General features: G+C 59.8%; 15 protein-coding genes and 1 tRNA gene. 12 read left to right on the top strand and 4 right to left on the bottom strand.

All coding sequences use genetic code 11. The annotated features are described in order from the left end of the window. The first annotated feature begins 47 nt into the window (after positions 1-47). Positions 48-124, top strand: a tRNA-Met gene (locus IEV53_RS13715). 143 nt (positions 125-267) lie between these two features. Here the strand turns inward: IEV53_RS13715 and IEV53_RS13720 are convergent. Beyond that, a complete protein-coding gene (locus tag IEV53_RS13720; RefSeq protein WP_188427405.1) occupies positions 268-1425 on the bottom strand; it encodes an AGE family epimerase/isomerase in 1158 nt (385 codons plus the stop codon). 45 nt (positions 1426-1470) lie between these two features. Further along, entirely contained in the window at positions 1471-2904 is a 1434-nt protein-coding gene (gene rfaE1, locus IEV53_RS13725) for a D-glycero-beta-D-manno-heptose-7-phosphate kinase (protein ID WP_188427406.1), read from the bottom strand. 253 nt (positions 2905-3157) lie between these two features. On the opposite strand from rfaE1, the gene IEV53_RS13730 reads away from it, so the two are divergent. The 10 genes from IEV53_RS13730 (at position 3158) to IEV53_RS13775 (ending at position 16890) form a co-directional block, all read left to right on the top strand. Then, a complete protein-coding gene (locus IEV53_RS13730) occupies positions 3158-4339 on the top strand; it encodes a S1C family serine protease (protein WP_188427407.1) in 1182 nt (393 codons plus the stop codon). 121 nt (positions 4340-4460) lie between these two features. Continuing rightward, on the top strand, positions 4461-5141 hold the full coding sequence (locus IEV53_RS13735) for a winged helix-turn-helix domain-containing protein (protein ID WP_025842033.1): 681 nt from the start codon (positions 4461-4463) through the stop codon (positions 5139-5141). A gap of 18 nt (positions 5142-5159) precedes the next feature. Then, the gene (locus tag IEV53_RS13740; RefSeq protein ID WP_188427408.1) at positions 5160-6572 is read left to right on the top strand and encodes a HAMP domain-containing sensor histidine kinase; all 1413 of its coding nucleotides are present in this window, start codon (positions 5160-5162) and stop codon (positions 6570-6572) included. A 62-nt stretch (positions 6573-6634) separates the two neighbouring features. Continuing rightward, a complete protein-coding gene (locus IEV53_RS13745) occupies positions 6635-6988 on the top strand; it encodes a hypothetical protein (protein ID WP_188427409.1) in 354 nt (117 codons plus the stop codon). 119 nt (positions 6989-7107) lie between these two features. After that, positions 7108-10170 carry a D-2-hydroxyglutarate dehydrogenase YdiJ gene (gene ydiJ / locus IEV53_RS13750; RefSeq protein WP_188427410.1) on the top strand — a complete coding sequence of 1021 codons (3063 nt, stop codon included), beginning with the start codon at positions 7108-7110 and terminating at the stop codon, positions 10168-10170. Between the two features lie 175 nt (positions 10171-10345). Then, positions 10346-12541 (top strand): TonB-dependent siderophore receptor, encoded by a 2196-nt coding sequence (locus IEV53_RS13755; protein WP_188427411.1) that lies wholly within the window; start codon positions 10346-10348, stop codon positions 12539-12541. Between the two features lie 211 nt (positions 12542-12752). After that, a complete protein-coding gene (locus IEV53_RS13760; protein ID WP_188427412.1) occupies positions 12753-13637 on the top strand; it encodes an SH3 domain-containing protein in 885 nt (294 codons plus the stop codon). Position 13638: 1 nt separating this feature from the next. Then, entirely contained in the window at positions 13639-15300 is a 1662-nt protein-coding gene (locus IEV53_RS13765) for a hypothetical protein (protein WP_188427413.1), read from the top strand. A 24-nt stretch (positions 15301-15324) separates the two neighbouring features. After that, positions 15325-15651 carry a DUF4282 domain-containing protein gene (locus tag IEV53_RS13770; protein ID WP_188427414.1) on the top strand — a complete coding sequence of 109 codons (327 nt, stop codon included), beginning with the start codon at positions 15325-15327 and terminating at the stop codon, positions 15649-15651. Between the two features lie 114 nt (positions 15652-15765). Further along, entirely contained in the window at positions 15766-16890 is a 1125-nt protein-coding gene (locus IEV53_RS13775; RefSeq protein ID WP_188427415.1) for a hypothetical protein, read from the top strand. A gap of 21 nt (positions 16891-16911) precedes the next feature. On the opposite strand, the gene IEV53_RS13780 is transcribed toward IEV53_RS13775, so the two are convergent. Together IEV53_RS13780 and hrpB are read right to left on the bottom strand one after the other, a co-directional pair. Beyond that, a complete protein-coding gene (locus IEV53_RS13780) occupies positions 16912-18342 on the bottom strand; it encodes a sugar porter family MFS transporter (RefSeq protein ID WP_188427416.1) in 1431 nt (476 codons plus the stop codon). 211 nt (positions 18343-18553) lie between these two features. Continuing rightward, positions 18554-21082: an ATP-dependent helicase HrpB gene (gene hrpB / locus IEV53_RS13785; protein WP_188427417.1), complete on the bottom strand. Its 2529-nt coding sequence runs from the start codon at positions 21080-21082 to the stop codon at positions 18554-18556. Between the two features lies 1 nt (position 21083). Here hrpB and IEV53_RS13790 point away from each other — a divergent pair, with 1 nt between their 5' ends. Then, positions 21084-23243: a protein-disulfide reductase DsbD family protein gene (locus tag IEV53_RS13790; protein ID WP_229719907.1), complete on the top strand. Its 2160-nt coding sequence runs from the start codon at positions 21084-21086 to the stop codon at positions 23241-23243. Positions 23244-23269: the final 26 nt, after the last annotated feature.

Here is a 23269-nt window from a genome sequence, read left to right on the forward strand (position 1 = left end):
TCGGTCGCCGCCAGGTCCCCTGATCCACCCCACAAAAACACCACCCCCGCGGGGTGGAGCAGCCCGGTAGCTCGTCAGGCTCATAACCTGAAGGCCGCAGGTTCAAATCCTGCCCCCGCAACCAACACATCAGCCCGCTCAATCCAAGCGGGCTTTTTTTGCACAAAAATCCCCATACAAAATCATGAAGCAGACGCGCCCCCACACAGCAGGCGCGCGTCCGGCGGGTGGCGCTACAGGAGTTGCAGCGCTACAGGAGTTGCAGCGCTACAGCGCAATCTGACGGCCCGCTCCGTAAATATGATACAGCGAACTCGCCGGCATATACTCAACCAGCCTGTCACCAGCACCATCAATATGGTCAATCCAGCCACCACTCAGCGAGAGAGGGGCAAACAGCTCCAGAAAGGAAGCGGCAAAAAGCGTCGCTTTTGCCGCGTTTTCCGGTGTCTGCTCGCCCGTATGAAGCAGGCGCAAAAGCTCGGTTTGTGCCCAGATACGCGCGGAACGTTCCAGAACGACATGGGTATCAGTGATGCTGTCCAGCACGACGCACCGGGCATGATCGCAGCCGGAAGCAAAGCCTGCCTCGAACAGCTTGCCTGAGCTTCGGGCCAGAGAATCGGCTTCATCGCCTTTGCACTCAGCGAGGCGAGAGTAGTCTCTCAGCAGCCACGACCATTCGAAGAGGTGCCCCGGCTGGACCTGATTTTCGCCGAAGCTCTTAAGCGGGTGCCAGTCAGGGCCGAAGAACTCAAGCAGTAGTCCGCTGCGCGGATCGATGAGCCGCGTTCTTGCCAGTTCGACCAGTGCTTTTGCGCGCTCGAGATAAAAGCTGTCGCCGGTTGCCTCAAAAACAACGAGATAGGCTTCGAGCAGGTGCATATGAGGGTTCTGGCTGCGCAAGACTCCCTCATCGGGCACGGCGTCGACATAACCGCCATTGGGCGCAGCAAAGATCAGATCGATTTCTTCGGCGATGATCCGTGCCATGGCCCGGTCTTCGGGGCGGTTGGCGTAGCGTATGGCCCAGCCATAGGCGAAGAGAATGAAGGCATGGGCGTAGAGATCGCGCTTTGTCTGCGCGGGGCGATTTGTCGAAGCTATCGAAAAGACCCAGCCGGGTTGACCATCGGCGCGATGATAGAGACGCTGCACAGTATCGAGACAGCTCAGCGCCTGAGCGCCCGCCTCGTGAACACCGTCGAGCGCGGCCCGGCAGAAGGTAGATATCTGCCTTGCCTGCACCATCAGACGCAGGGCCTGCATCGTTACCGGGCGTGAGGCCCAGTCCAGGCGTTCGTGATAGAGGCCACGTTTGTCATCGAAGCCCGCCTGGCTCCACAAGGGCAGGGCCTGGCCGAAAAGCCAGTTGCGCCAGCGCGCCTTTGTTTCGGGGGTCGTATCTTCGATCTCGCGCGTCATGTCACCCAGATTTCAAACGTGTCCTGCGAGCGTGGCGCCCGTGCCTTAATCGGCTTTCATCTTCCTGACGATAGAGGTCGTCGAGCGACCAGATACCAGATCGGCCAGCACGACGCGACCACCATAAGATTTGACGACATCCCCGCCCACGACCTGATCTTCCGTATAATCGGCGCCTTTGACCAGAATATCGGGTTTCAGGGCAGCGATCGTTTCATAGGGCGTGTCTTCGTCGAAAATCACCACGAGATCGACATCGCGCAAAGCCCCCATGACAGTGGCCCGTGCCTGTTCATCCTGCAGCGGTCGCTCCATTCCCTTGAGCCGTCGCACAGAGGCATCGCTGTTCAGTGCCACGATCAGTTTGTCGCCCTCACGCGCGGCGGAACGGATCAGGGCGATGTGCCCGGGGTGAAGCAGGTCGAAACAGCCATTGGTGAAGACGATGCGCGCGCCATGCTGGCGCCAGGCGGCAACAATGCCCTGAGCCTCGGCAAGAGACGCGATCACACCGTCCTTCTCGATTTTCGACTTGAGCGCCGCGCTCAGCTCTGCGCGGGAGACAGTGGCTGTGCCGAGCTTGCCTACGACGATCGAGGCCGCATTCGTGGCGATGACCATCGCAGTCTGCAGATCGGCTTTCGCCGAGATCATGGCGGCAATGGTTGCCACGACCGTGTCACCCGCACCGGAGACGTCAAAGACTTCTGATTTCGGCACATGGGCGTGGGTCATGCGCCCGCTGCGCTCGAGAAGCGTCATGCCCTCTTCCGAACGGGTGACCAGAACATCGCCACCGAACTGCTCTTGCGCGGCAAGCGCCGCGAAGTGAATCTCGGTATCGCTGCCGACCGGCAGCCCGGTCGCGGAAGAGAGCTCCTTGCGATTGGGCGTGATGAGTTGCGCGCCCTTATAGGCTGAGAGATCCTTTCGTTTGGGATCGACCACAACAGGGATGCCGCGCAGATTGGCCGCCTGAATGACAGCCTGCAGGACCTCGTCGCTCAGCACGCCTTTCGCATAATCTGAGCAGACGATGACATCTGCCGTATCGAGCGCATTCAGGGCGGCTGCAATGAGCTTCTCCTGAACGATGGGCGCGACGACAGTGGAGGGTTCGTCGTCGATACGCACAATTTGCTGGCGACCACTCAGAACCCGCGTCTTGGTGATGGTCACCCAGTCTGCATCGTCAACCAGATGGTCGAGAGAGATGCGGCTCTGCTGTGCCAGGGCCTGCCGCAACTCATGCGCGGAGGCGTCCTGCCCCACGAGGCCAACCAGACTGACAGTGCAGCCCAGAGCTGCGGCATTCATGGCAACATTGCAGGCCCCACCGGGCACAGTGCTGTGCTTGGCGCGCAGCAGGACAGGAACGGGCGCTTCTGGTGAAATGCGGTCGACAGAACCGTGAATATAACAATCGAGTAAAAGATCGCCGATGATCAGGACGCGGCCAAAAGTAAAGTCGTTAATCATCTGTCGTCCTTGATAGATCGCGTTATGCAAGCGTCAGGGGCAGAAGGACGCGCTTTTCGCGTGGTACGTCCTTCTCGTCCTGCCAAAGCCTTGCAGGAATGACAATCCTTCCTCTTCGACCCGGCAGAGCGGGGCCTGTTTTGTAGCATGAGAACGAAGAGGGAAAAGAGGCGGCGATGAGAGATGGAATCATTTCATTTCTGCGCTATCGTGTCGCCATGACCCCCGATCCTACCCCGCTTGTGGTTTCCTGATGCGCGCAGTTCTTGCTCTCGCTGTCCTTGCCGGGTTTGGCGTCTCGCAGGCCTATGCCCTGCCGTCTTTCCTCGAAAAATTTCTGCCGCATCCGCCGCCGCAGCCGAGCCATCCTGTCATTCCGGCTGTGCCACCGGCCAGTGCCGTGCAGATTCCGGCTCAGGCAGCCGTTCCCGACGGCACGCCTGCCTTGCCGCCCGTCCTTGTGCAGTCCGGTCCACTGTCGTTCGCTCCGCTGGTGCAACGCGTGATTCCGGCTGTGGTGAATATCGCCATTACCCAGATCAGTTCGGAGGGCGGCGGCAAGGTGCCCGCCCAGATCAAGGGCACGCCGCTCGAGAAGCGCTATCGCGAGAAGATGCAGCGTCATCAGGAAGAAATCCTGGGTGCCGGGTCAGGCTTCATCGTCGATCCATCGGGCATTATCGTCACCAATGATCACGTCGTGGGTGACGCCGATAATGTCACGGTCTCGCTCTCGAACGGACAGGAACTGCCGGCGAAGCTGATCGGGGTGGATGCCCTGACCGATATCGCGGTCATCAAGGTCGAATCGCCCAAGCCGCTTCCCTATGTGACGTGGGGTGACAGCCACAAGGTGAATGTGGGCGACTGGATTCTGGTGGCAGGCAATCCTTTCGGCTTCGGCTCTTCCGTCAGTGCGGGCATCGTTTCGGCGCGTGGGCGCGATCTTGGGGCCGGGTCGCTCGACGACTTCCTGCAACTCGATGCCCCGATCAATCCGGGCAATTCGGGTGGGCCAGCCTTCAACATGCGTGGGCAGGTGGTGGCTGTGAATGCCGCCATGGTTTCACCTGCGGGTGGATCGGTGGGAATCGGTTTTGGCATTCCGTCCGAGATCGTGGCGCCGATTGTCGATGAGATCCGGCGCACGGGCCATGTCGATCATGGCTGGCTTGGGGTCACGCTCGATGACGGCGACGGTTCGGTCGTGCTGGTGGATGTCGATCGCAACGGCCCCGCGCAGAAGGGCGGCTTGATGAAAGGCGACAAGATCACCGCGATCAATAATGCGCCAGTCGAGAATGGGCGGGCTCTGCTCAGGATTGTGGCTGCAGGCAAGCCCGGAAATGCCGTTACATTCACGGTAATTCGCAAGGGCAAGACGAGCACTGTCACGCTTCCTATCGGAAAACGACCGGCAGATGCCGATGAATGAACACAGAAGCGCTTCTTCGCCCTTTCTTCCGGGGCGTAACTGAAAGATAATAAGGTCACTGTAAATTGAGGGCGGCACCACGTATCTTCGCGAAAGCCGTCTTCAAAACCAAGGACTGACCATGCGTATTCTGCTTGTCGAGGATGATCCAACCGTCAGGAGCTTCATAGTGAAGGGCCTGAAGGAAACCGGGCACCTTGTTGAGGAAGCCGATAACGGGAAAGATGGTCTGTTTCTTGCCGTTAGCGAGAATTTCGACATCGTGATTCTCGACCGCATGCTTCCCGGTGGCATTGACGGTCTGCGTATTCTCGAAACGCTGCGTGCGCAGAATAACGCGACACCTGTCCTGCTTCTCTCGGCTCTGGCCGATGTCGATGAGCGTGTTGCCGGCCTCAAGGCTGGTGGCGACGACTACATGACCAAGCCTTTCGCCTTCTCCGAGCTTCTGGCGCGTGTCGAGGCCCTTGCCCGTCGTGGCAGCGCCGAGCAGGCACCGCAGACCAAGCTGACCGTCGCCGATCTGGAAATGGATCTGCTGTCGCGTACGGTCAAACGTGGGGACGAGAAGATCGATCTTCAGCCACGCGAATTCCGCCTGCTGGAATTCCTGATGCGCCATGCCGGTCAGGTAGTCACCCGCACGATGCTTCTGGAGCGGGTGTGGGACTATCATTTCGACCCGCAGACGAACGTGATCGACGTTCATGTGTCGCGCCTGCGCCAGAAAGTTGACAAGCCCTTCGAAACCGCGCTGATCCATACGATCCGCAATGCAGGCTATATCCTGCGCGCCAATTGAGCAGGGTTTGCCGGTTTCATGAGGTTCAGCCTGTCGCGCTTTCCCATACTTCGTTTGTGGTGGAAGCGCGCCTGGCGCTTCCGCTCGGCGGGGCTTGGTTTCTCACTGGGCTACGGGCTGGTCTTTGCCCTCTCGGCCACGCTGTTCCTTACCTTTCTCTGGTGGCACACGATCGGCGCGCTTGAGCGCGAGGTCGGTCAGGCGGTCGATGCCGATGCACATGGGCTGGCCGAACGCTGGATGCAGGGCGGGCTGTCGAGCTTGCAACGCGCCATTCAGGATCGACTCGATCAGGACGTCGAGGATCAGGATCTCTATCTGCTGATCACGCCTGGCGGCCAGCGTCTGGCCGGTAACATGCCCTCATGGCCCGATGCCGTGCAGCGTGCCGATCGTTTCTACACACTCAAGATCAGCCGGGCGGGGAACACGACCTCTGCGGCCATGCATGCCTATGTGTTGCCTGACGGTCTGCAATTGCTGGTCGGCCGTGACATCAGGGGGCGGGACATCCTGCGCCGTGTTCTGACCGAGACCTTTATCTGGTCATGGCTCATGGTTACGGCACTGGCGGTGGGTGGCGCCTGGGTGGTGCGGGGTATTTTTAGCCGTATCCTGAGTTCCATCGCGCGCACGACTACAGCTCTGGCCAATGGCGATATGCGTCAGCGCATGCCGCTTGTGGGCAATGACGTCGATCTGGTGGCTCATTCCATCAACCGCATGCTCGACCGCATTTCAAAGCTCATGGAAGGGGTCAAGCAGGTCTCGAATTCCATCGCTCATGACCTGCGCACACCGATCACCCGTGCCCGCAACAGGCTGGAAGATGCAGCGCTTCATGCGCGCTCCACCGAAGAGATGCATGACGCTATCTATCGCGCCGTGGCAGACCTCGACCATGTGACCGCTGTTTTCGATGCGCTCATGCGTATCGCCCAGATCGAGGCCGGCGCGCGCCGCGCGGCATTCGAGACGACCGATCTCATTGCACCACTTCATGATATCGCAGAGCTTTACGAAGCGACCGCTGAGGATGCCGGGCTGCAGATTGCGCTCGACCTCCCCCAGCGCCTGTTCTTTCACGGCGACGCCCGCCTCATTCAGCAGGCCGTGGCAAATATGATCGATAACGCCATCAAGTTCTCTCCTTCCGGAACGACCGTTACCCTGCGTGGTAGCGTATCGACCAATCTGGTGCGCATCAGCGTGACCGATGAAGGGCCGGGCATGTCTGCGGAAGATCTGGCCCGTGCCTCGGAGCGGTTCTTTCGTGCCGATCAGGCGCGCAACACACCTGGTGCCGGGCTCGGGCTGTCGCTCGTTCAGGCAGTGGCTCAGCTTCATGGCGGCAGTCTGGCGCTTGAACCGCTCCAGCGTGGTTTGCGTGTGGTGCTGAGTCTGCCCGTCGAGGAAAACGGGCTGGCCTGAGCAATCCGTCCAGAATCTGACTACTTAACCAAGTCTTCATGCATCGCCCATCGTGATGCAATATGGACCTGATCAGTATCGATTATATGACCCAAACAGCCTTTGCGCTTTTTTGCCTGACTTGCACCCTTGGTCTGCCTGGCACGGCCAAGGCGGGAAACGGCACACATCCGGCTTTTATGCCTGCGCGTACCGAAACTGTGCCGATGGCCATTACCAGCGATACGCTGGATTATTGCAAGACGCTAGCGCGCAAGGTTCACCGCACATTGCGGCAATCGGTGACGACACCAGCGCCCGTCGTCAATAAGGTCATGTATCTCGAACATGAAGGTGAGGCGCTCTGCGCCCACGGCCATCTGCGTTCCGGGATCGCGCAGGAACGGCGCGCCCTTGTGGTGCTCATACGTTCCTGAGGCGCGACGTCTCTTTCGTCTCTCTATCGTTCATCGCCGGTTCGGAGTAATTCAGGGACGCGCGCCGTCCGGCATTGCCGGAGGATCTCTGGCGCACCATTGACGATGGATGACCGGCCATGACCATGATCGCTGTTCTCGACAGATTGCCTGGCACGTCAGGGCAGCATGCCGCTTTTCTGGATGCGCTGCGCAATGCCGGATTTATCGGCGAGATCGAGACTGATCACGATACGCGCCTCGTTCACGCCACCGATAATTCGATCTATCAGCGTTATCCTCAGGCGGTCGTCTTTCCTAAACACCAGGCCGATCTCGTCTGTCTGGCGCGTCTGGCCGGTCAGGATGCATGGCACGATGTCGTGGTGGCGCCTCGCGGCGGTGGCACGGGCACCAATGGTCAGTCCCTGACCGACGGGATTGTGGTCGATCTTTCCCGGCATATGAACCGTATTCTCGAGATCAATGTCGAAGAGAAATGGGTACGTGTCGAACCGGGTGTGGTGAAAGACCAGCTGAACGTTGCCATCGCCCCATACGGCCTGTTTTTCGCGCCCGAACTCTCGACATCGAACCGGGCCACGATCGGCGGCATGATCAGCACCGATGCCAGCGGGCAGGGGAGCTGCACCTACGGCAAGACACGCGACCATGTTCTGGCGCTGTCGACCGTGCTTCTCGGCGGCGAGACGCTCGATACTCAGAAGCTCGATGAAGCTGCATTGACGGCGCAGCGCCATGGCACAAGCCATGTGGCACGTATTCATGACTGCGTTGCCAGTATCCACGAGCAGGAAAAGGAAACGATCGAGCGTGTTTTCCCAAAGCTCAATCGCTGTCTGACCGGCTATGATCTTCGCCATCTGCGCGACGCAGAGGGGCGTTTCGATCTCACCTCCCTGATCTGCGGATCAGAGGGCACGCTCGGGTTTCTGGCTGAAGCAAAGCTTAATCTGCTCGCCATTCCGAAACACAGTATTCTGGTCAATATCCGCTACGGCAGCTTCATGGAGGCGCTGCGCGATGCACGCGCATTGATCGGCCTCAGGCCTTTGTCGATCGAGACGATCGATTCGAAGGTGCTGGGTCTGGCCATGCAGGATTTCGTCTGGAGTTCGGTCGAGAGCTATTTTCCCGAAGATGAGGCAGGCCCGGCCAGGGGGCTCAATCTGGTCGAATTCGCCGGGCATGACGAGGCCGTGCTGCGCGAGAAAGTGGACGCGTTTCTCGATCATCTGAGGCAGGACAGGACGGTGCCTCGTCGTGGCCATACGCTGGCCGAGGGGCGCAAGGCCGTCTCGCAGGTCTATGCCATGCGCAAGCGCGCCGTGGGCCTGCTGGGCAATGTGCAGGGCGAAGCCCGCCCGCAGCCTTTCGTTGAGGATACGGCGGTGCCGCCGGAGAAACTGGCCGATTTCATTGCTGAGTTTCGTGCCCTGCTCGATGGCTACGGGCTCGATTACGGCATGTTCGGTCATGTCGATGCCGGTGTCCTGCATGTGCGCCCGCTTCTTAACATGCGCGACCCCAAGGATGCGGCACGCATCCGCCCCCTGAGTGATGCGGTTCAGGCTCTCACGCGCCGCTATGGAGGGCTGCTCTGGGGGGAGCACGGCAAAGGGGTGCGCTCGGAATATGTGCCTGAGATATTCGGGCCGCTTTATCCGCGTCTTCAGCAGATCAAGGCCGTTTTCGACCCGTATAACCAGCTCAACCCCGGCAAGATTGCCGCCCCTGCCGCGTCGGCGCGCCCGCTTCTGCGCGTGGATAACGTGCCTTTGCGCGGTACGCAGGACGCGCAGATTCCTGATCCGGTCTGGAAGGGGTTTGGCACCGCCATGCACTGCAACGGCAATGGCGCATGCTTCAATTACGATCAGGACGACCCGATGTGCCCGTCCTGGAAGGCGACACGCGACCGTCGCTTCTCACCCAAGGGGCGCGCATCGCTGCTGCGCGAATGGCTGCGTCTCCAGGCCGGGGCAGGGACAGACGTGGCGGCGCTCGAGGCCACACGCCCACCGCTGAAACAGCGTATCGGCGCCATGCTGCGGCGCCGTGCAGCGGCTCCACGCGATTTCTCTCATCAGCTCTACGACAGTCTTGCGACGTGTCTTGCGTGCAAATCCTGCACCAGCCAGTGCCCGGTCAAGGTGGATGTACCCGATTTCAGGGCGCGTTTTCTCAATCTGTACCATCAGCGTTATGCGCGGCCTTTTCGCGATTATCTGGTAGGCATGATTGAATATGCCCTGCCGCTCATGGCCCGTATCGCGCCGCTCTATAATGCCGGAACGCGGCTTTCTGTGGTTCAGGCACTCGGGAAGCGTTTTTTCGGTCTTGTGGACATGCCGTCTATGCAGGGCGCGAAACTGGCCGAGACCTGCATGCGCTGGGGCGTGGAGCCGGCGCGCCCTGAGCGGCTGGCTTCTCTTTCGGCAGAGGAGAAGGCCCGCAGCGTCATAGTGATGCCTGACCTGTTTACGCGCCATTTCGAGACGCCCCTTGTCTGCGCGCTGATCGAGCTGGCTTCGCGATGCGGCTATCAGGTCTATCTTGCCGAGAGTCTGGCATGTGGCAAACCGCTGCATGTGCACGGGTTTCTGCGGATGTTTGCCAGCCAGGCCAGACGCAACGCGTCCTGGCTGCGCGGGATCGGCGCATCCGGCGTCGCGATTGTCGGGCTCGACCCGGCCATGACACTCGTCTACCGGCAGGAATACCGCAAGATTGCGGGCATCGAGACCCTGCCCACGGTGTTGCTGCCACAGGAGTTTCTGCTCAAGGCTCTGCCGGGGCAGGAGGCGTCGGTCACATCTGTGGAAGCGGGCTCTGGCACGCAGCATGTCTTTCTCGGCCATTGCACAGAAAAGACCGCCCTTGCCGGATCAGGCAGTGACTGGCAGGCCTTGTTCGCCCGTGTCGGGCTCACCCTGCAGCTTGAAAAGACAGGCTGCTGCGGCATGTCGGGCACCTTCGGCCATGAGGCGCGTAATGTCGAAACCTCGCGCGTCATTTTCGAGCAATCCTGGGGTGCGCATCTCGACCGGCAAGGCGAGCAGCGCTTTCTGGCCAGCGGCTATTCCTGCCGCAGCCAGGTGAAGCGTTTCAGAGGGCAGAAGCTCGACCACCCCCTTGTGGTGCTATTGGAAAGACTTCGAAGCGAGCTCCTCATATCCTGACGGTGGCGCGCCCCGATCTGACGAAAACGTGACATAATCACCACAATTTTTCCTGTCCGGTCAGTCAACCGCAACGGTCGATTGACAGCAGACAGCTAGATTTTTATCGACCCGGATGCAAATGAGAAACGTTCTCATTTGTAACAGCTACTCATCGTATTCTCCCGGGAAAAATATGTCCGCCACGCATCGTGCTGCCTTCTGTCTGTCTACGCTTGTCTCATTTCCCTTGTCCGGGGCCGTTTTCCATCCGGCTTCGGCTGCAGAACAGAAACCGGGAGCTCCTGCAACGCGTGCCCAGAATACCCAGTCGCAGAAAACGTCAGCAACGAAACAGAAGGCGGCTGTTCATGAGACGATCCGTGTTTCGGCCAAGCGCGGCGGATTTCTTCCTGCGTCAGCGAGCAGCGCGACCAAGACCTCAACGCCGCTTGAACTCACACCGCAGAACATCACAGTCATCACGCAGGAGCGAATGAGCGTGCTTAATGCGCGCAGTCTTTCCGAGGCGGTGCGCTATGCGGCAGGTGTGTCAGATTACGGATCGAAGGATGACCCTCGCGGCTATTTCGGGACTATTCGCGGCTTCACGCCGGATATCTATCTCGATGGCACGCGTGCGCCCGATGCCAGCACTTCCCAGAGCTTCAGCATCGAGCCCTGGGGGCTGGAAGAAATGGATGTGCTGCGCGGCGCGTCATCGGCGCTCTATGGTTCGGGCCAGTTGGGAGGCATCATCAATGCCGTCAGCAAGCGGCCTCATCTGGATCAGGTGAATGAAATCGATTTCCAGACCGGCTCGTATGGGCGTGTGCAGGGCGCGGTGGATGTTGGCGGCGCCCTCAACAGCCGCAAGACGCTTCTCTGGCGTTTCAACGGTTTGATCCGCAAATCCGACACCTATGCGAAGAATATCAAGAATAACGAAATCTATGTCGCACCGTCGCTGAGCTGGCATCCGGACGACAAGACGGTCGCAACCCTGCTGACCAGCTTCGAACAGCTCGATGCCGGATCTACCGCCCAGTTTCTGCCAGCGCGAGGCACGGTCCTGCCGTCGAAATGGGGGCAGATCGCCCGCAATTTCCTGAGCAGCGACGCTGATTACGACGTTTACTCCAAGCGTCAGGTGGCGGTGGGCTATAATCTGGTGCGCCATATCCTGCCCAACTGGACCATCACGCAGAACATGCGTTACGCGCATCTCGATGTGCTTTACCGCTTCGTCACCACCTCGTCGCTTTCAGCTGACCAGCAGAGCATCAACCGTACAGCGCTGAATCAGCAGGGCAATTATAATAACGTCACGCTGGATACGCGCTCCGACGTCGTTTTTCATACCGGCCTGATTCACCATGAAATCCTGACTGGCGTTGATTTTCGCAGTGATTTTCTCGCCAATCGTCGCGGGCAGCGTGCGGCGCCTGCGCTCAATCTCTATGCGCCGGTTTATCGCGCCATCACCTGGCCGAGCTATGCCACCAACACCAGCACCAACGAGACCGAAACCGATACGGGCATCTATGCTCAGGAACAGGCAAACTGGCAGCGCTGGTATCTCACCCTTTCGGGCCGTGGCGATTTTACCGAGAGCATGACGGTCAGCAACCTGACCGGGGGGCGTACGCCGCAGAATAATAACGCCTTCACCGGGCGTCTCGGGCTGGTCTACCAATCGGCTATCGGGCTGAACCCCTATGTTTCGTATGCGACCTCATTCCAGCCGCAGGTCGGCACGACATATTCCGGATCGGCTTTCGTGCCCACCACAGGCAAGCAGATCGAGGCCGGTGTGAAATACAAGCCCGTCACACCGTTGCGTGGCGTCGACAATTTCATGCTAACGGCCGATTTCTTCAATCTGGTGCAGGATAATGTCCTGACGGCAGACCCGAATAATACGTCCTTCAGCGTGCAGACGGGGCGACAGAGAACGCGCGGTTTCGAGTTCGAAGGGGTGGGTCGCCTGCCTTACAAGATCGATTTCATTGCGAGTTTCACCTATCAGGACCCGCGTGTTCTGAAGTCGAACACGGTGAGCCAGATCGGCCAGCGGCCAGTGGCCATTCCCTCGCATATGGCATCGCTCTTTCTGAAGCGCGATGTTGCTTTCTCGGCCCTGTGGCAGGCCGGAATTGGAGCGGGCATGCGCTATACGGGCAATACGGCAGGGTCTATTCCCCTGACCTTCACAGTGCCTTCGCAGCTTGTCTGGGATCTTCAGGCCCATATCGACAGAGGCCGCACGCGCATCCAGTTCAACGGGACCAATATCGCCAATCGCAAATATGTTGCGATGTGCACACGCGACGTTGCCTGCGCCTGGGCTCCGGGTCGTGCTGTATTCGTAACCCTGTCGCAGCGCTGGTAAGGATCCGGATTGCATTACGTGTCGCACGTCATTTTGCGCATGAACAGGATATGCGACTGTTTCTGTGGAGGTACCGTCGCGTGTGGCAGGCTTCACTGGTCTATGATGGTCAATAATGTTTTTTGTGAAATTTTAACGTTCCATTATTGCAACAGCTTAAAGCGGAGGTTACATTTTATAACGATATTAGATTTCATAAGGTGATGGCGAGATGAAGAGCAGACAGGCTGTGGCAGGTTTCCTGATAGTGTCGCTCTGCCTACCTATTGCCGGGTGTAGCAACGACCCCAATGCCGGTATTCTGGGGATGGGTCAGAAAGAGAGTGTGGGTACTGGTGTCGGTGTGGCTCTGGGCGGTACACTCGGTGGGCTTTTCGGCGGTAAATATGCCGCTCTTGCGGCAGTCGGTGGTGCAGCCTTGGCTGGTCTTATCGGTAATCGCGTCGGTGCCATGCTCGATGATGATGATCGTGCCGCTTTGCTGCGTCAGCAGCAGCAGGTTCTGAGCCAGCAGAGTGATGGGGATTCCGAAAACTGGGCCTCTACCCATAGCAAGGCCACGGCAGTCATCACGGCCTCCAACACGCGTACGGAAACCAAGCAAGTGAGTTTGTTGCGCCAAGCCTCTGTTGCCGCGCCTACGAGGCTCGTTTCGATTGGCAAGAGGTACAGCGTCAAAAAGACAGCTGCCGTGCACAGTGCTCCGGAAGCAGGCGCTTCTGTTACTGAGACCCTGCATAATGGTAACAAAATCTGGGTAACAGGGTCTGTGCAAGATGGTAATTGGTATCTCGTTTCACGAGGCGGCCAAGCTATAGGCTACGTGCCTTCGACACTGCTGACTCGTGTTGTCACCGCGGCTCCAAAGGCTCAAGCGGTCGGTCAGGTCGTACAATCCGCCAATGACAACGCGCCGATCAATCTCGATGATCTCGAGCCCGTGGACAAGGTCGCAACTGCCAATGCTGTGCCAACCGTCGTCACGGCAAGCGTGACCTGTCGCGATCTCCGCACGGTGGCAAATGGTGGAGCACAATCTGCTACTACGAACAGCAATGCGTGCCTGTCTCCACAAGGGGTCTGGGAAGTAAACTGACATGCGTCGGCAATTTTTCAGGCAAATTCTTCTGGGCGCGGCGGGCTTTGCCGCCTTGGGTTTCGTGTCTACCCCAGTTTTGGCGCAACAGAGCGACCCTACGCTCTTTGTGGTCTCGACCAAGAGGCATTTTCGGGTCAATTTTGTCGACCTCGCAACCCGATGTCAGGCCAGCCACGTTGCCTTGCGGATGTTTCTTGATGCGCAAAGCCCTGCCATAGCACAGGTGGATGCCGAGCAAGGTCTAGTACAGCTTCTTGCGGGCGTCTTTCAGCGTGATCCGCGTTGTGTGGCTGCGCAAAGCGTTACCGTGAGCGTTGTGGAACCTTCCGGCAAGGTGCAACAATTCGATGCGACGCGGGAGAAGGGGTGGCAGTTCGTTCCCGCCTCCGCTGCGTCTGCCTCCGACAATACGCAGCAAAGACCTTCTGCAAGCCCTTCCATCCAGCCGCAGTCTGCTTCTACTGTTCAGCCTCAGCCTCAGCCTCAGCCTCAGCCTCAGCCTCAGCCTCAGCCTCAGCCTCAGCCTCAGCCTGCTGCGCCACCGCTCGAAGGGTACTATGCTTTCGTGGCATTGGCAGCGAAGGCCAATCCTGCCTGGCTTGATGACGACTCCGTGCAGCGTTGCTGGGCAGCTTTTCGCTATCAACGTGATTTTTTTCGAGCGGATGAATTTGGGCGGCATGCCTTGATGCAACGTGCTCGTGACGATCTGCGTCAGAGTGCGAACATGGCGTCGTCGGAGAGAATTGAGACGGTTATACAGACGACTCTTGGTCCGTATGATTTCACTAAACAAGGCTTTCCGCTTGAAATGCCCCTGCACCAGATATCAATGCATGGGGAATGCAGCGGGGGAAGTTTTCCGTTCATGGTAACTCTGCAGGTCGAAAACGGTGAGTTGCCGTTTTTCGTGCCGATGCAGCAGAGTGATGCTCAGACCTTTCTGCGTGCACGTACGCAGTGGGGAATGGAAAATCGATCCGTCTACGTTGCGCTCACTTTGAAAGCTGATGCGACAACTCTTGCCGCTGCTCGACAGCGGCTCCAGGGGGAGCTGAAGGCGTCGTTGCAGGGTATTCAGGTTTTTGCAGATCGCGCGCGTACACAACGTCTGGCGCTGATCGGCGAGGACGAAATCAACAAGCTGGTCGTAGAGCAGCGGCGGGTTGCAGCTGAAAAACAGGCAGATGAGCAGGCTGCCGCGCTCGAAGCTCAGAAGACTCGCATGATGCAAGCGGCGGGTAGTCTGTCAAAGCCTGCTATGATGGCTAATTGGCTGAATGATTCCCCCGATCTGCAATGGGGTCGGACGCTGGATACGATCAGAGCGGCAAGGCTGTCTTCGGTTGTAACCGGAGCGCCGGTAACCGCCACGCTTCTCGTGCAGGTAGAGGGTAGCGGGAAGGACAAGGTGCCGACACGTTGGCCTGGTCATCTGCGGGTTTCCGTAGGGAAAGACGGTACCGCTTTTAGTTCTGGCCAGTGGTACCTGATTTCAGGTCAACTCTCAGTATCGCCGTCGAATGGAACAGCATTGAGCGATGCCTTGCTTGACGCCACGAAATTCTATGCCTGCCACGACGCGCAATGTGCCGAAACGACCGATCCGGTTGCTCTTTCTGCTCGCAAACTTTCAAAGCAGCCCCAGATAAACCGCTAAAACCTCAGAGAGGATTCCCCAGCTGTGAAGTCACTTCTTTCTTTTGATACGCTTATCACCCCGAAATTCATCAAGTTCTTTTTCTACATCGGTGTCGTGATCTGTATTCTGGGTGGACTCGGGACACTGATTTCTATTTTTTCCGGGTCCATGGCAATGGCTCAAGCTGCCGGAACCTCGAAAATTATCGCCGCCTTGCTCGGCTTGGTGGGGGGGGTGATTGGTGGCGTTATTGTAGCGGTTGTAGGCATTGTTCTTGCGCGCGTTTCAAGCGAGTTGACCCTTGTCATCTTTATGATTCGTGACGAACTGGCCTGGCAGCGTGAAAATGCGCTCAAGACGCCGCGCTAATTGATGAACAGCGCACATGGCCTGATGGCCAGGATCCCCTCCGATCCACGGCTCTTATTGCCGCCGGTGTTGGTGCTTGCACCACCGAGCATCCCGCTCGCGGAGGCGTCAGATATGCGCCACGCTGGCGACGTGGCAGCAGAATGGGCCGGGCGGGTCGAGAGTTTCACCCAGACCCACGGGCCACGCGTGGAAGAGGCCGCTCGCAAGGCTAATGCCAAACTTGGGGCATTGTCGGAAAAGGTGCATGGTCGTGTTGGCGAGATGGTCCGTGATGCGCGTACAGCCGCGCAGGATCCTGAATCACGTCAGAAATTCCGAACTCGCTACGGGCGGTATCTGCTGATTGGCGGAGCCGTTCTGCTAGTGGTTGTCGCCGCAGGATGGGAACTCGCCTGTCAGAGTGCGAGCGGGATGGCGGACAAACAGATACGCGAAATTCTGGCTGCGTCCGGGTTGGGCGATAGCGTGACGATACGCCGCATCACGGCGACGCCTTTCGGTACCGTAACCCTGAACGGTATTGATGTGCTCAATGCACAGCCGGGTGCCCCCCCTGCAATAAGGATTGCCTCTTTTACACTGAACGGTCTCGACAGCTCCGGGCATATTCCGTCTCATTTGTCTTTTTCCGCGTCAGGGATGAAGGTCGATTTGCTGCAGGCTCAAAAGATATTTGGTGCCAGATCGCAGGGAGGCCTCCTTCTGGAGGCTGGCTATACTTCCATCTCCGGAAAGATGGCGGGCTCTTACGAATTATCCGGCAATACGTTTTCAGTGCGTCACTGGGCACAATTCGAGAATGCCGGTACGTATGATGTGTCGGTGACACTGGTCAATGTTCCATCAGGTGTAAGAGACTTGCTGAACACCTACGGCTTTGGCAGTTTGCTACAGGCAAACCCGCTTGTGCTCCTTGGTGTCGAGCAGCAATTGTCGCAGGTCGCCCTGTCTGACCTTCGCGTGAAGCTCGACTCGATGGATCTGCAGAAACGTTTTGCGGCATTGCCTGATACGCCGATTCCCGAGCCCAAGGTCCCTACTGCGTCTCTGGCGGACAAACCGCCTCTGATGCGGTTCATGCTTCTGGGGGGGAAGATGTCGATGCATGGTCACCCGGATCAGCCAGTCCCGCTGATGAGACCTGGCATGTTCGGCTCGCAGTTCAACGCCGACCTGGAAAGTCTACCGGGTCTTGCTCGGGCAACTCATGCAGATGTGTCTGTAACAACTCCCTGAGGCGGATCGCAGACAACTATATCATCTGGAGAGGAAATCGCCCGTGTTCAGGCTGCGCTCGATATCCTCGAGCGAGCGGCCTTTGGTTTCGGGGATACAGCGGCGGATGAACAGCCAGGCGAGGGTCGTTAGTCCGGCAAAGAGGACAAACGTGCCCGAGATGCCCATGGTCTCGATGATCGAGAGGGTGATCATCGAGACCAGCAGGTCGAAAGACCAGTGCGAGACCGTGACAAGACCCATCCCTTTGCCGCGCACCGAAAGTGGAAAGACTTCGGCCCCTACGAGCCAGAGAGACGCATTGATGCTGCCCAGTGTGCAGAGCACATAGAGCAGCAGCCCGGCTACGGCGAGGCTCTTGCCGATGCCCTGTGGGTCACCCCCGAAAAAGACGAAGGCGAGTACGATCAGCGCGAGAATGGAGCCGGGAAGAACGCGCAACATGAGGCGACGGCGGCCCCAGTGATCGACCGCCCAGAAGCCGAAAATGGTAGCGACCGTAATCGTCACGCCGATGGCGATGGAAATCAGCAGGGCTGAGTTACGATCGAACCCGGCGCCAGCCAGTATCGTCGGGGCATAGGTCAGCACGGCATTGGTGCCCGTGACCTGGCTGAACATCGCAAGCCCCGTTCCGGCAATGAGGGCCGGGCGCAGCCGTTTCGAGAAGAGCAGGCGCCAGCTGCCGCGCTGTCCGGCAGCGTCATGGATTTCGGCCATTTCGCCCTCCGGGTCTTCCTCCGGTCCACGCAGGCTGCGCAGGATGGCGAGGGCCTCGTCCTTGCGGCCTTTCGAGGCAAGAAAGCGGGGGCTTTCCGGCAGAAAGACCAGGCCGATCAGCAGCATCAGTGCCGGTACCGCGCCCAGCAGGAACATCATGCGCCAGTCGCCACCCCGGCTGAGCAGGCGAAGCAGCAGCGGGTTATCGCTCAGTGCCCAGCCGATGAGCGATGACACCAGAACGCCACCGACGATGGCGAGTTGAAACAGCAGCACCAGCCTGCCGCGCCGCGAAGCGGGAGCCAGTTCTGCGATATAGACAGGTACGATCTGGCTGGCACCGCCGACAGCAAGGCCCAGAATCACGCGCATGATGGTGAGTTCGGTTGGTGACATGGCCATGGCAGAACCAACCGAGCCCAGCAGGAACAGCGCTCCTGCAAGCCCTACCAGAAGGCGTCTGCCCCAGCGGTCCGAGAGCGGGCCTGCCCCCATGCAGCCAAGCAGGGCGCCTGCGACCATACCGGCGGCGATAGCCTGCTTGCCAAAGGTATCGAGTGGAAAACTGTCCCCCAGTGTCAGGAGGGCAGCCGAGATGATGCCCTGGTCATAGCCGAAAAGGACACCGGCCAACCCTGCCACACAGGAGGCGATAAACACCCGTCTCTGCCCTGCGGCTGACAGGGTGGGGGTAATGGTGGGGGTGGAAGGCAAGGGGGCGGCCAGAGTCATGGTCGTTTCTCATCCCGGTCGGAAAGCACGGTTCGGTTCCGAAAGGAGTGGGAGAGAAGCTTGCGATTCGAAAGACAAGTTTTCGTGCTGAAAGACGATCTCTGGCTTTCGCGCTGTGGAAACAAGCGCGAAGACGAGAATTACGGCATGGGAAGGGTAAACATCACATCTTGGTGTTATTGTTTTTCATCGCGATGTTTCACTCCGGTATTCAGCGATCCGGCCGTCGTCTCGGCGGTGGTGGGCTCGCGAGAGCAGGGTTTTCAGGCCAGTCATGACGCGGGTAGCGGCCACGCATATCGCGACGCATATCCGGCCAGCCGGTCTGCCAGAAGGCAGCAATATCGGCGGTAATCGCCTGTGGTCTTCCGGCCGGTGATAGCAGCGCGAATTGCAGCTTCACCTTGCCATTGGCGATGCGTGGCGTTTCCTTCAGCCCATAGAAAGCCTGTGCCCGTGCCGAGATTGTAGGAACAGCTTCGCGATAATCGATCGAGGGTGAGGCGCCGGGCAGGCCGAGCGTGGTCGGCAATTCCTGATCAAGGCGCCTGAGCTGGGCATAATCGAGTCTCTGGCGCAGCAGTGACAGAAGATCGAGTGCCTGAATCTGCGAGAGCCTCGTCATGCCGTCCATATAGGGCAGGAGCCATTCCTCGAGAGTGGCCGCGAGGGTCTCGTCATCGGCAGCGGGCAGGGTTTCATCGAGGTGAAGCCGCGCCAGAGCAAGACGCGCGCGGAATTGCTGGCAGGCCTCGCTCCAGTCAAGGCTGCCCGACAGATCGGCCCGGATCCGTGAAAGAAGCAGGGACTGTATTTCTTCCGGATCGGCAGGGGCCGAGCGGTCACGCAGGACCAGCGTACCAAGACGCAGCCTCCTGCGGGCAATGACTCCACCTGTTGCAGTATCCAGTGCCGTTTCGACCTGTTCTTCCGTTCTGGCCAGCAGGGTAGGCGGCAGGGAATCGAGGTCCAGCGGCGCGGCCAGACAGATTTCGGTGGCGGTACGTGTATGCAGAGACGGGGCTACCAGAAGTTTTTCGCGAGCCAGCGGATCGATGGCGCTCAGCCTTGCCGAGCCGCCGCCTGCCAGTCGGTAGCGCCCGGTTTCGCCTGCGGCCATGGCGACCCTGTCGGGAAAACCAGCGGCCAGAAGGGCAGCGGCACAGTGCGGGTCGGGGGGCAGGCGCTGGGAGAGGCCGAGCCGCCTCTGATAGCGCTGGCTCGACTGACGTATGCGCGCAAGGCTCGCCCTGTCAGCCGTCGGGTGGTGTTCCGCGCCCTCGATCAGCGCCAGACGCGACTGGATATCAGCTGGAGTGACTGGCGCGCGCTGACCCGGCACGGGCCGCGGGCGCAACGGGTCGCGCTCTTCCAGAAGGGCGGCGAGAGCGGCGGCGGTGGCTTTCTCGATTGGCGTGCGGGCTGCGCACATCATGGCGGCCAGACGTGGCTGCGCGCCCAGGCGCGCCATGGCCGCGCCGAGCGGCGTGACCCTGCCTGCCTTGTCCAGCCCACCAAGGGTTTGCAGCAGGGCGATGGCAGCCTGTTTCGCGCCTGTAGGCGGGGCGTCGAGCAGGGGCAGGGCGTCGGGCGCCGTGCCCATGATTTCCTGCCACGAGGCCGCATCGAGGCAATGCCCGGCCAGATCGCTGCTCAGGATTTCGGGCAGGTCATGCTGGATCATGGCGCGGCCGGTGGCTTCGGTCCAGAGCCGCAGGGCGATACCCGGTGCCTCACGCCCTGCGCGTCCTGCGCGCTGCGTGGCGGTGGCGCGTGAGATTCGCAATGTCTCGAGACGCGACAGCCCCGAGCCGACATCGAGACGTGGCTCCCGCCGAAAACCGCCATCGACCACCAGACGCACACCAGGCACGGTGAGCGAGGTTTCGGCGATGGAGGTTGCCAGCACGACCTTGCGTCTGTCGGAGGGTTTGAGAGCCAGATCCTGCTCGCGTGTATCAAGCTCGCCATAGAGCGGGAGGATCAGCGCATCCAGCCCGGCAAGGGCTGCCGCGCATCGTCTGATCTCGGCAACCCCCGGCAGGAAGGCGAGCAGATCGCCTTCTTCCTCTGCCATCAGGCCGCGAATGTTTTTGGCCATGACGTCAGGCAATTCGCGCAGGGCCGTCAGATCGCGTTTGGCATGGCGGATATCGAGTGGAAAGGCGCGGCCCTCGCTCTCGACCAGGGCGCCATCGAGCAGGGTCGTGAACGCCCGCCCGTCTGTCGTGGCCGACATGGCGACAAGGCGCAGTTCGGGCCGTAGCGTGCGTTGCAGATCGAGTGCGAAGGCCAGAGCCGTATCGAGATCGAGAGAGCGCTCATGCACCTCGTCGAACAGAATGGCGGCCACATTGTCCAGAAGCGGGTCAGTCAGCAGGCGACGCAGCAAAAGCCCTTCCGTCACCACCTCAATGCGGGTGGCCGCGCTGACGGCCGAGTCCGTGCGTGTGCGATAGCCAATTGTTCTGCCGGTTTCCTCACCCAGCAGCGATGCCATGCGATGGGCGGCACCACGCACAGCCACGCGGCGTGGCTCGACCACCAGCAATCGGCCGTCTTCGCGCCAGGGGGCTTGTAAAAGATGAAGCGGCACCAAAGTCGTCTTGCCTGCGCCAGGCGGCGCAACCAGTACCGCATTGCGGCCGGAGGCCAGCACGTCCTGCAATTCGGGCAGGGCGGCCGAGACAGGAAGAACGGGAAGCGAAATGAGATTGGCGGGCAATACGGGACCGGTCATAATGACCTCTATGGCGCGTCCTTGGGGCGGTCGGCAATTCTCTTCCAACGATGCGATCGGTCTGATGCTGCGCAAGCTGTCTTTTCTTGTCCTGTCTCTCCCTGTGTTCCTGTTTGCCCTGGGCAACGCACCTGCTTCTGCCGCAGAGAGCCAGCCTGTCATTTCCTCTCATGACACCGCTACACTGGTAACCGATCGTGATGCGGTCGCCGCCGGCGACACCCTGCATGTCGGTTTGCGTCTGCAGCTCAAACCCGGCTGGCATACCTACTGGCTCAATGCCGGTGATGCCGGTGAGCCGCCAACGCTCAAGGTGACGGCAAGCGGCGCCATGACGGGGCAGAGCGAGACGATTAATTTCCCCACGCCTGTCCGTATCAGTGAAGGCGGGCTGATGTCCTACGCCTATACGGGCGATGTGCTTCTGCCCCAGGCGCTGAAGCTCGAAGGGCAGGCAGGGGGCGTTACGCTCAAGGCTCACGCTGAATGGCTGGTCTGCGCGGCCACCTGTGTGCCCGAACAAGGCGATTTCACCCTTGATCTGCCTGCTGGCAAGGCTGTGGCGAACAGTTCTGCCGAAGGGCCATTATTCGTTCATGCAGCTCAGGCGAGTCCTGTGCCATCACCTTTTGCGGCCTCCCTCGCACCGGACGGCCTGCTGAGCCTCAGTGGCAAGGGCCTTTCTTCGGCCAGCATCGACAGGGCGTGGTTCATGCCCTCTGAGACCGGGATCATCGATCAGGTTGCGTCGCAGAAGCTGGGCGTAAGCGAGGGCGGATTGACCCTCAAGCTCAACTGGATCGATGCAGCGCACAAGCCGACGGGTCTGTCCGGGATCGTCGTGCTTCAGGACAAGGCCGGTCAGCAGACGGCGCTCTGGATCAAGACCAGCCAGATGGCAGTGGCACAATCCGCTCCCGCAGGGCCAGCCCCGGCCGAGGCGGCATTGTGGCGTATGCTTGTTTTCGCGTTTCTGGGTGGGCTCATCCTCAATCTGATGCCCTGCGTTTTTCCCGTTCTGGCCATGAAGGCGTTCTCGCTCGCCCGTCTGGGGGGTAGTCATCGCCATGAACAGATCAGGAGTGCTCTGGCTTATACGACCGGGGTGATGGGCAGCTTCGCCGCTCTGGGCGTGGCCATGATCGTGCTGCGCAGTGTCGGCTCCGCTGCCGGTTGGGGTTTTCAGTTCCAGTCACCGATTTTCGTGATCGGCGTCGCCTGGCTGCTGGTCATGATGGCGCTCAACCTTCTGGGTGTTTTCGAGGTGACGCTGGGGCGTATCGGCCAGGATGTCACGCCGCGCCATGGTGTCTGGGGTGACATGCTGACGGGGCTTCTGGCCGTGATCGTGGCGACGCCCTGCACGGCGCCTTTCATGGGGGCCGCCATTGCAGCTGCGCTGAGCGGACCGGCCTGGGCAGGACTCGCGCTGTTTCTGGCCATGGGGTTCGGTCTGGCCTCGCCCTATGTTGCGATTGCCACCATTCCTTTCCTCGCAAGGCATATGCCGAAACCGGGTGCCTGGATGGCGGTGCTGAAGCAGGCTCTGGCCTTCCCGCTTCTTGGCACGGCTGTCTGGCTTTTCTGGGTGGCCTGTGTGCAGCGTGGGGCGATGATCCTGCCTGTAGGTCTTGGCGGTGCGGTAGGGCTGGGGCTTGTGGCCTGGCTGTTCGGCACGACCCAGCGTCAGGCCATGATCAAGGGCGCCACACCGGGCGTGATTTTTGGTCGTGTTGTGGCTGTGGTGGTTCTGGTTCTGGCCGGGATCAGCCTGGCGCGTATCGATAACGGTGTTGCCGCCAATGCGCCTGTCGAGGCAAAGGCTGAGACAGGAGCCGTGGCGTATTCGCCCGAGCGCCTTGCCGCGTTGCGTGAGGAGGGCAAGCCGGTTTTCATCGACATGACGGCGGCGTGGTGCATCACCTGCATGGTCAATGAGCGCGTGGCCCTTCAATCTGCGCCTGTGCAGAAGGCCTTTGAGGCTCAGGGCATCACTTATATGAAGGGTGACTGGACCAATCGCGATGAATCCATCAGTGCCTATCTGCGGGCGCATTGGCGCGATGGCGTGCCCCTCTATGTCTATTATGCTCCCCATAAGGAGGGCGTCGTCCTGCCGCAGATCCTGACCGTTTCAGGCGTGCTCGACGCGATCAAGTAAAGCAGCAGTTCTCACGCAGAACTGTC

The organism is Asaia siamensis (assembly GCF_014635085.1).
GTDB lineage: Bacteria > Pseudomonadota > Alphaproteobacteria > Acetobacterales > Acetobacteraceae > Asaia > Asaia siamensis.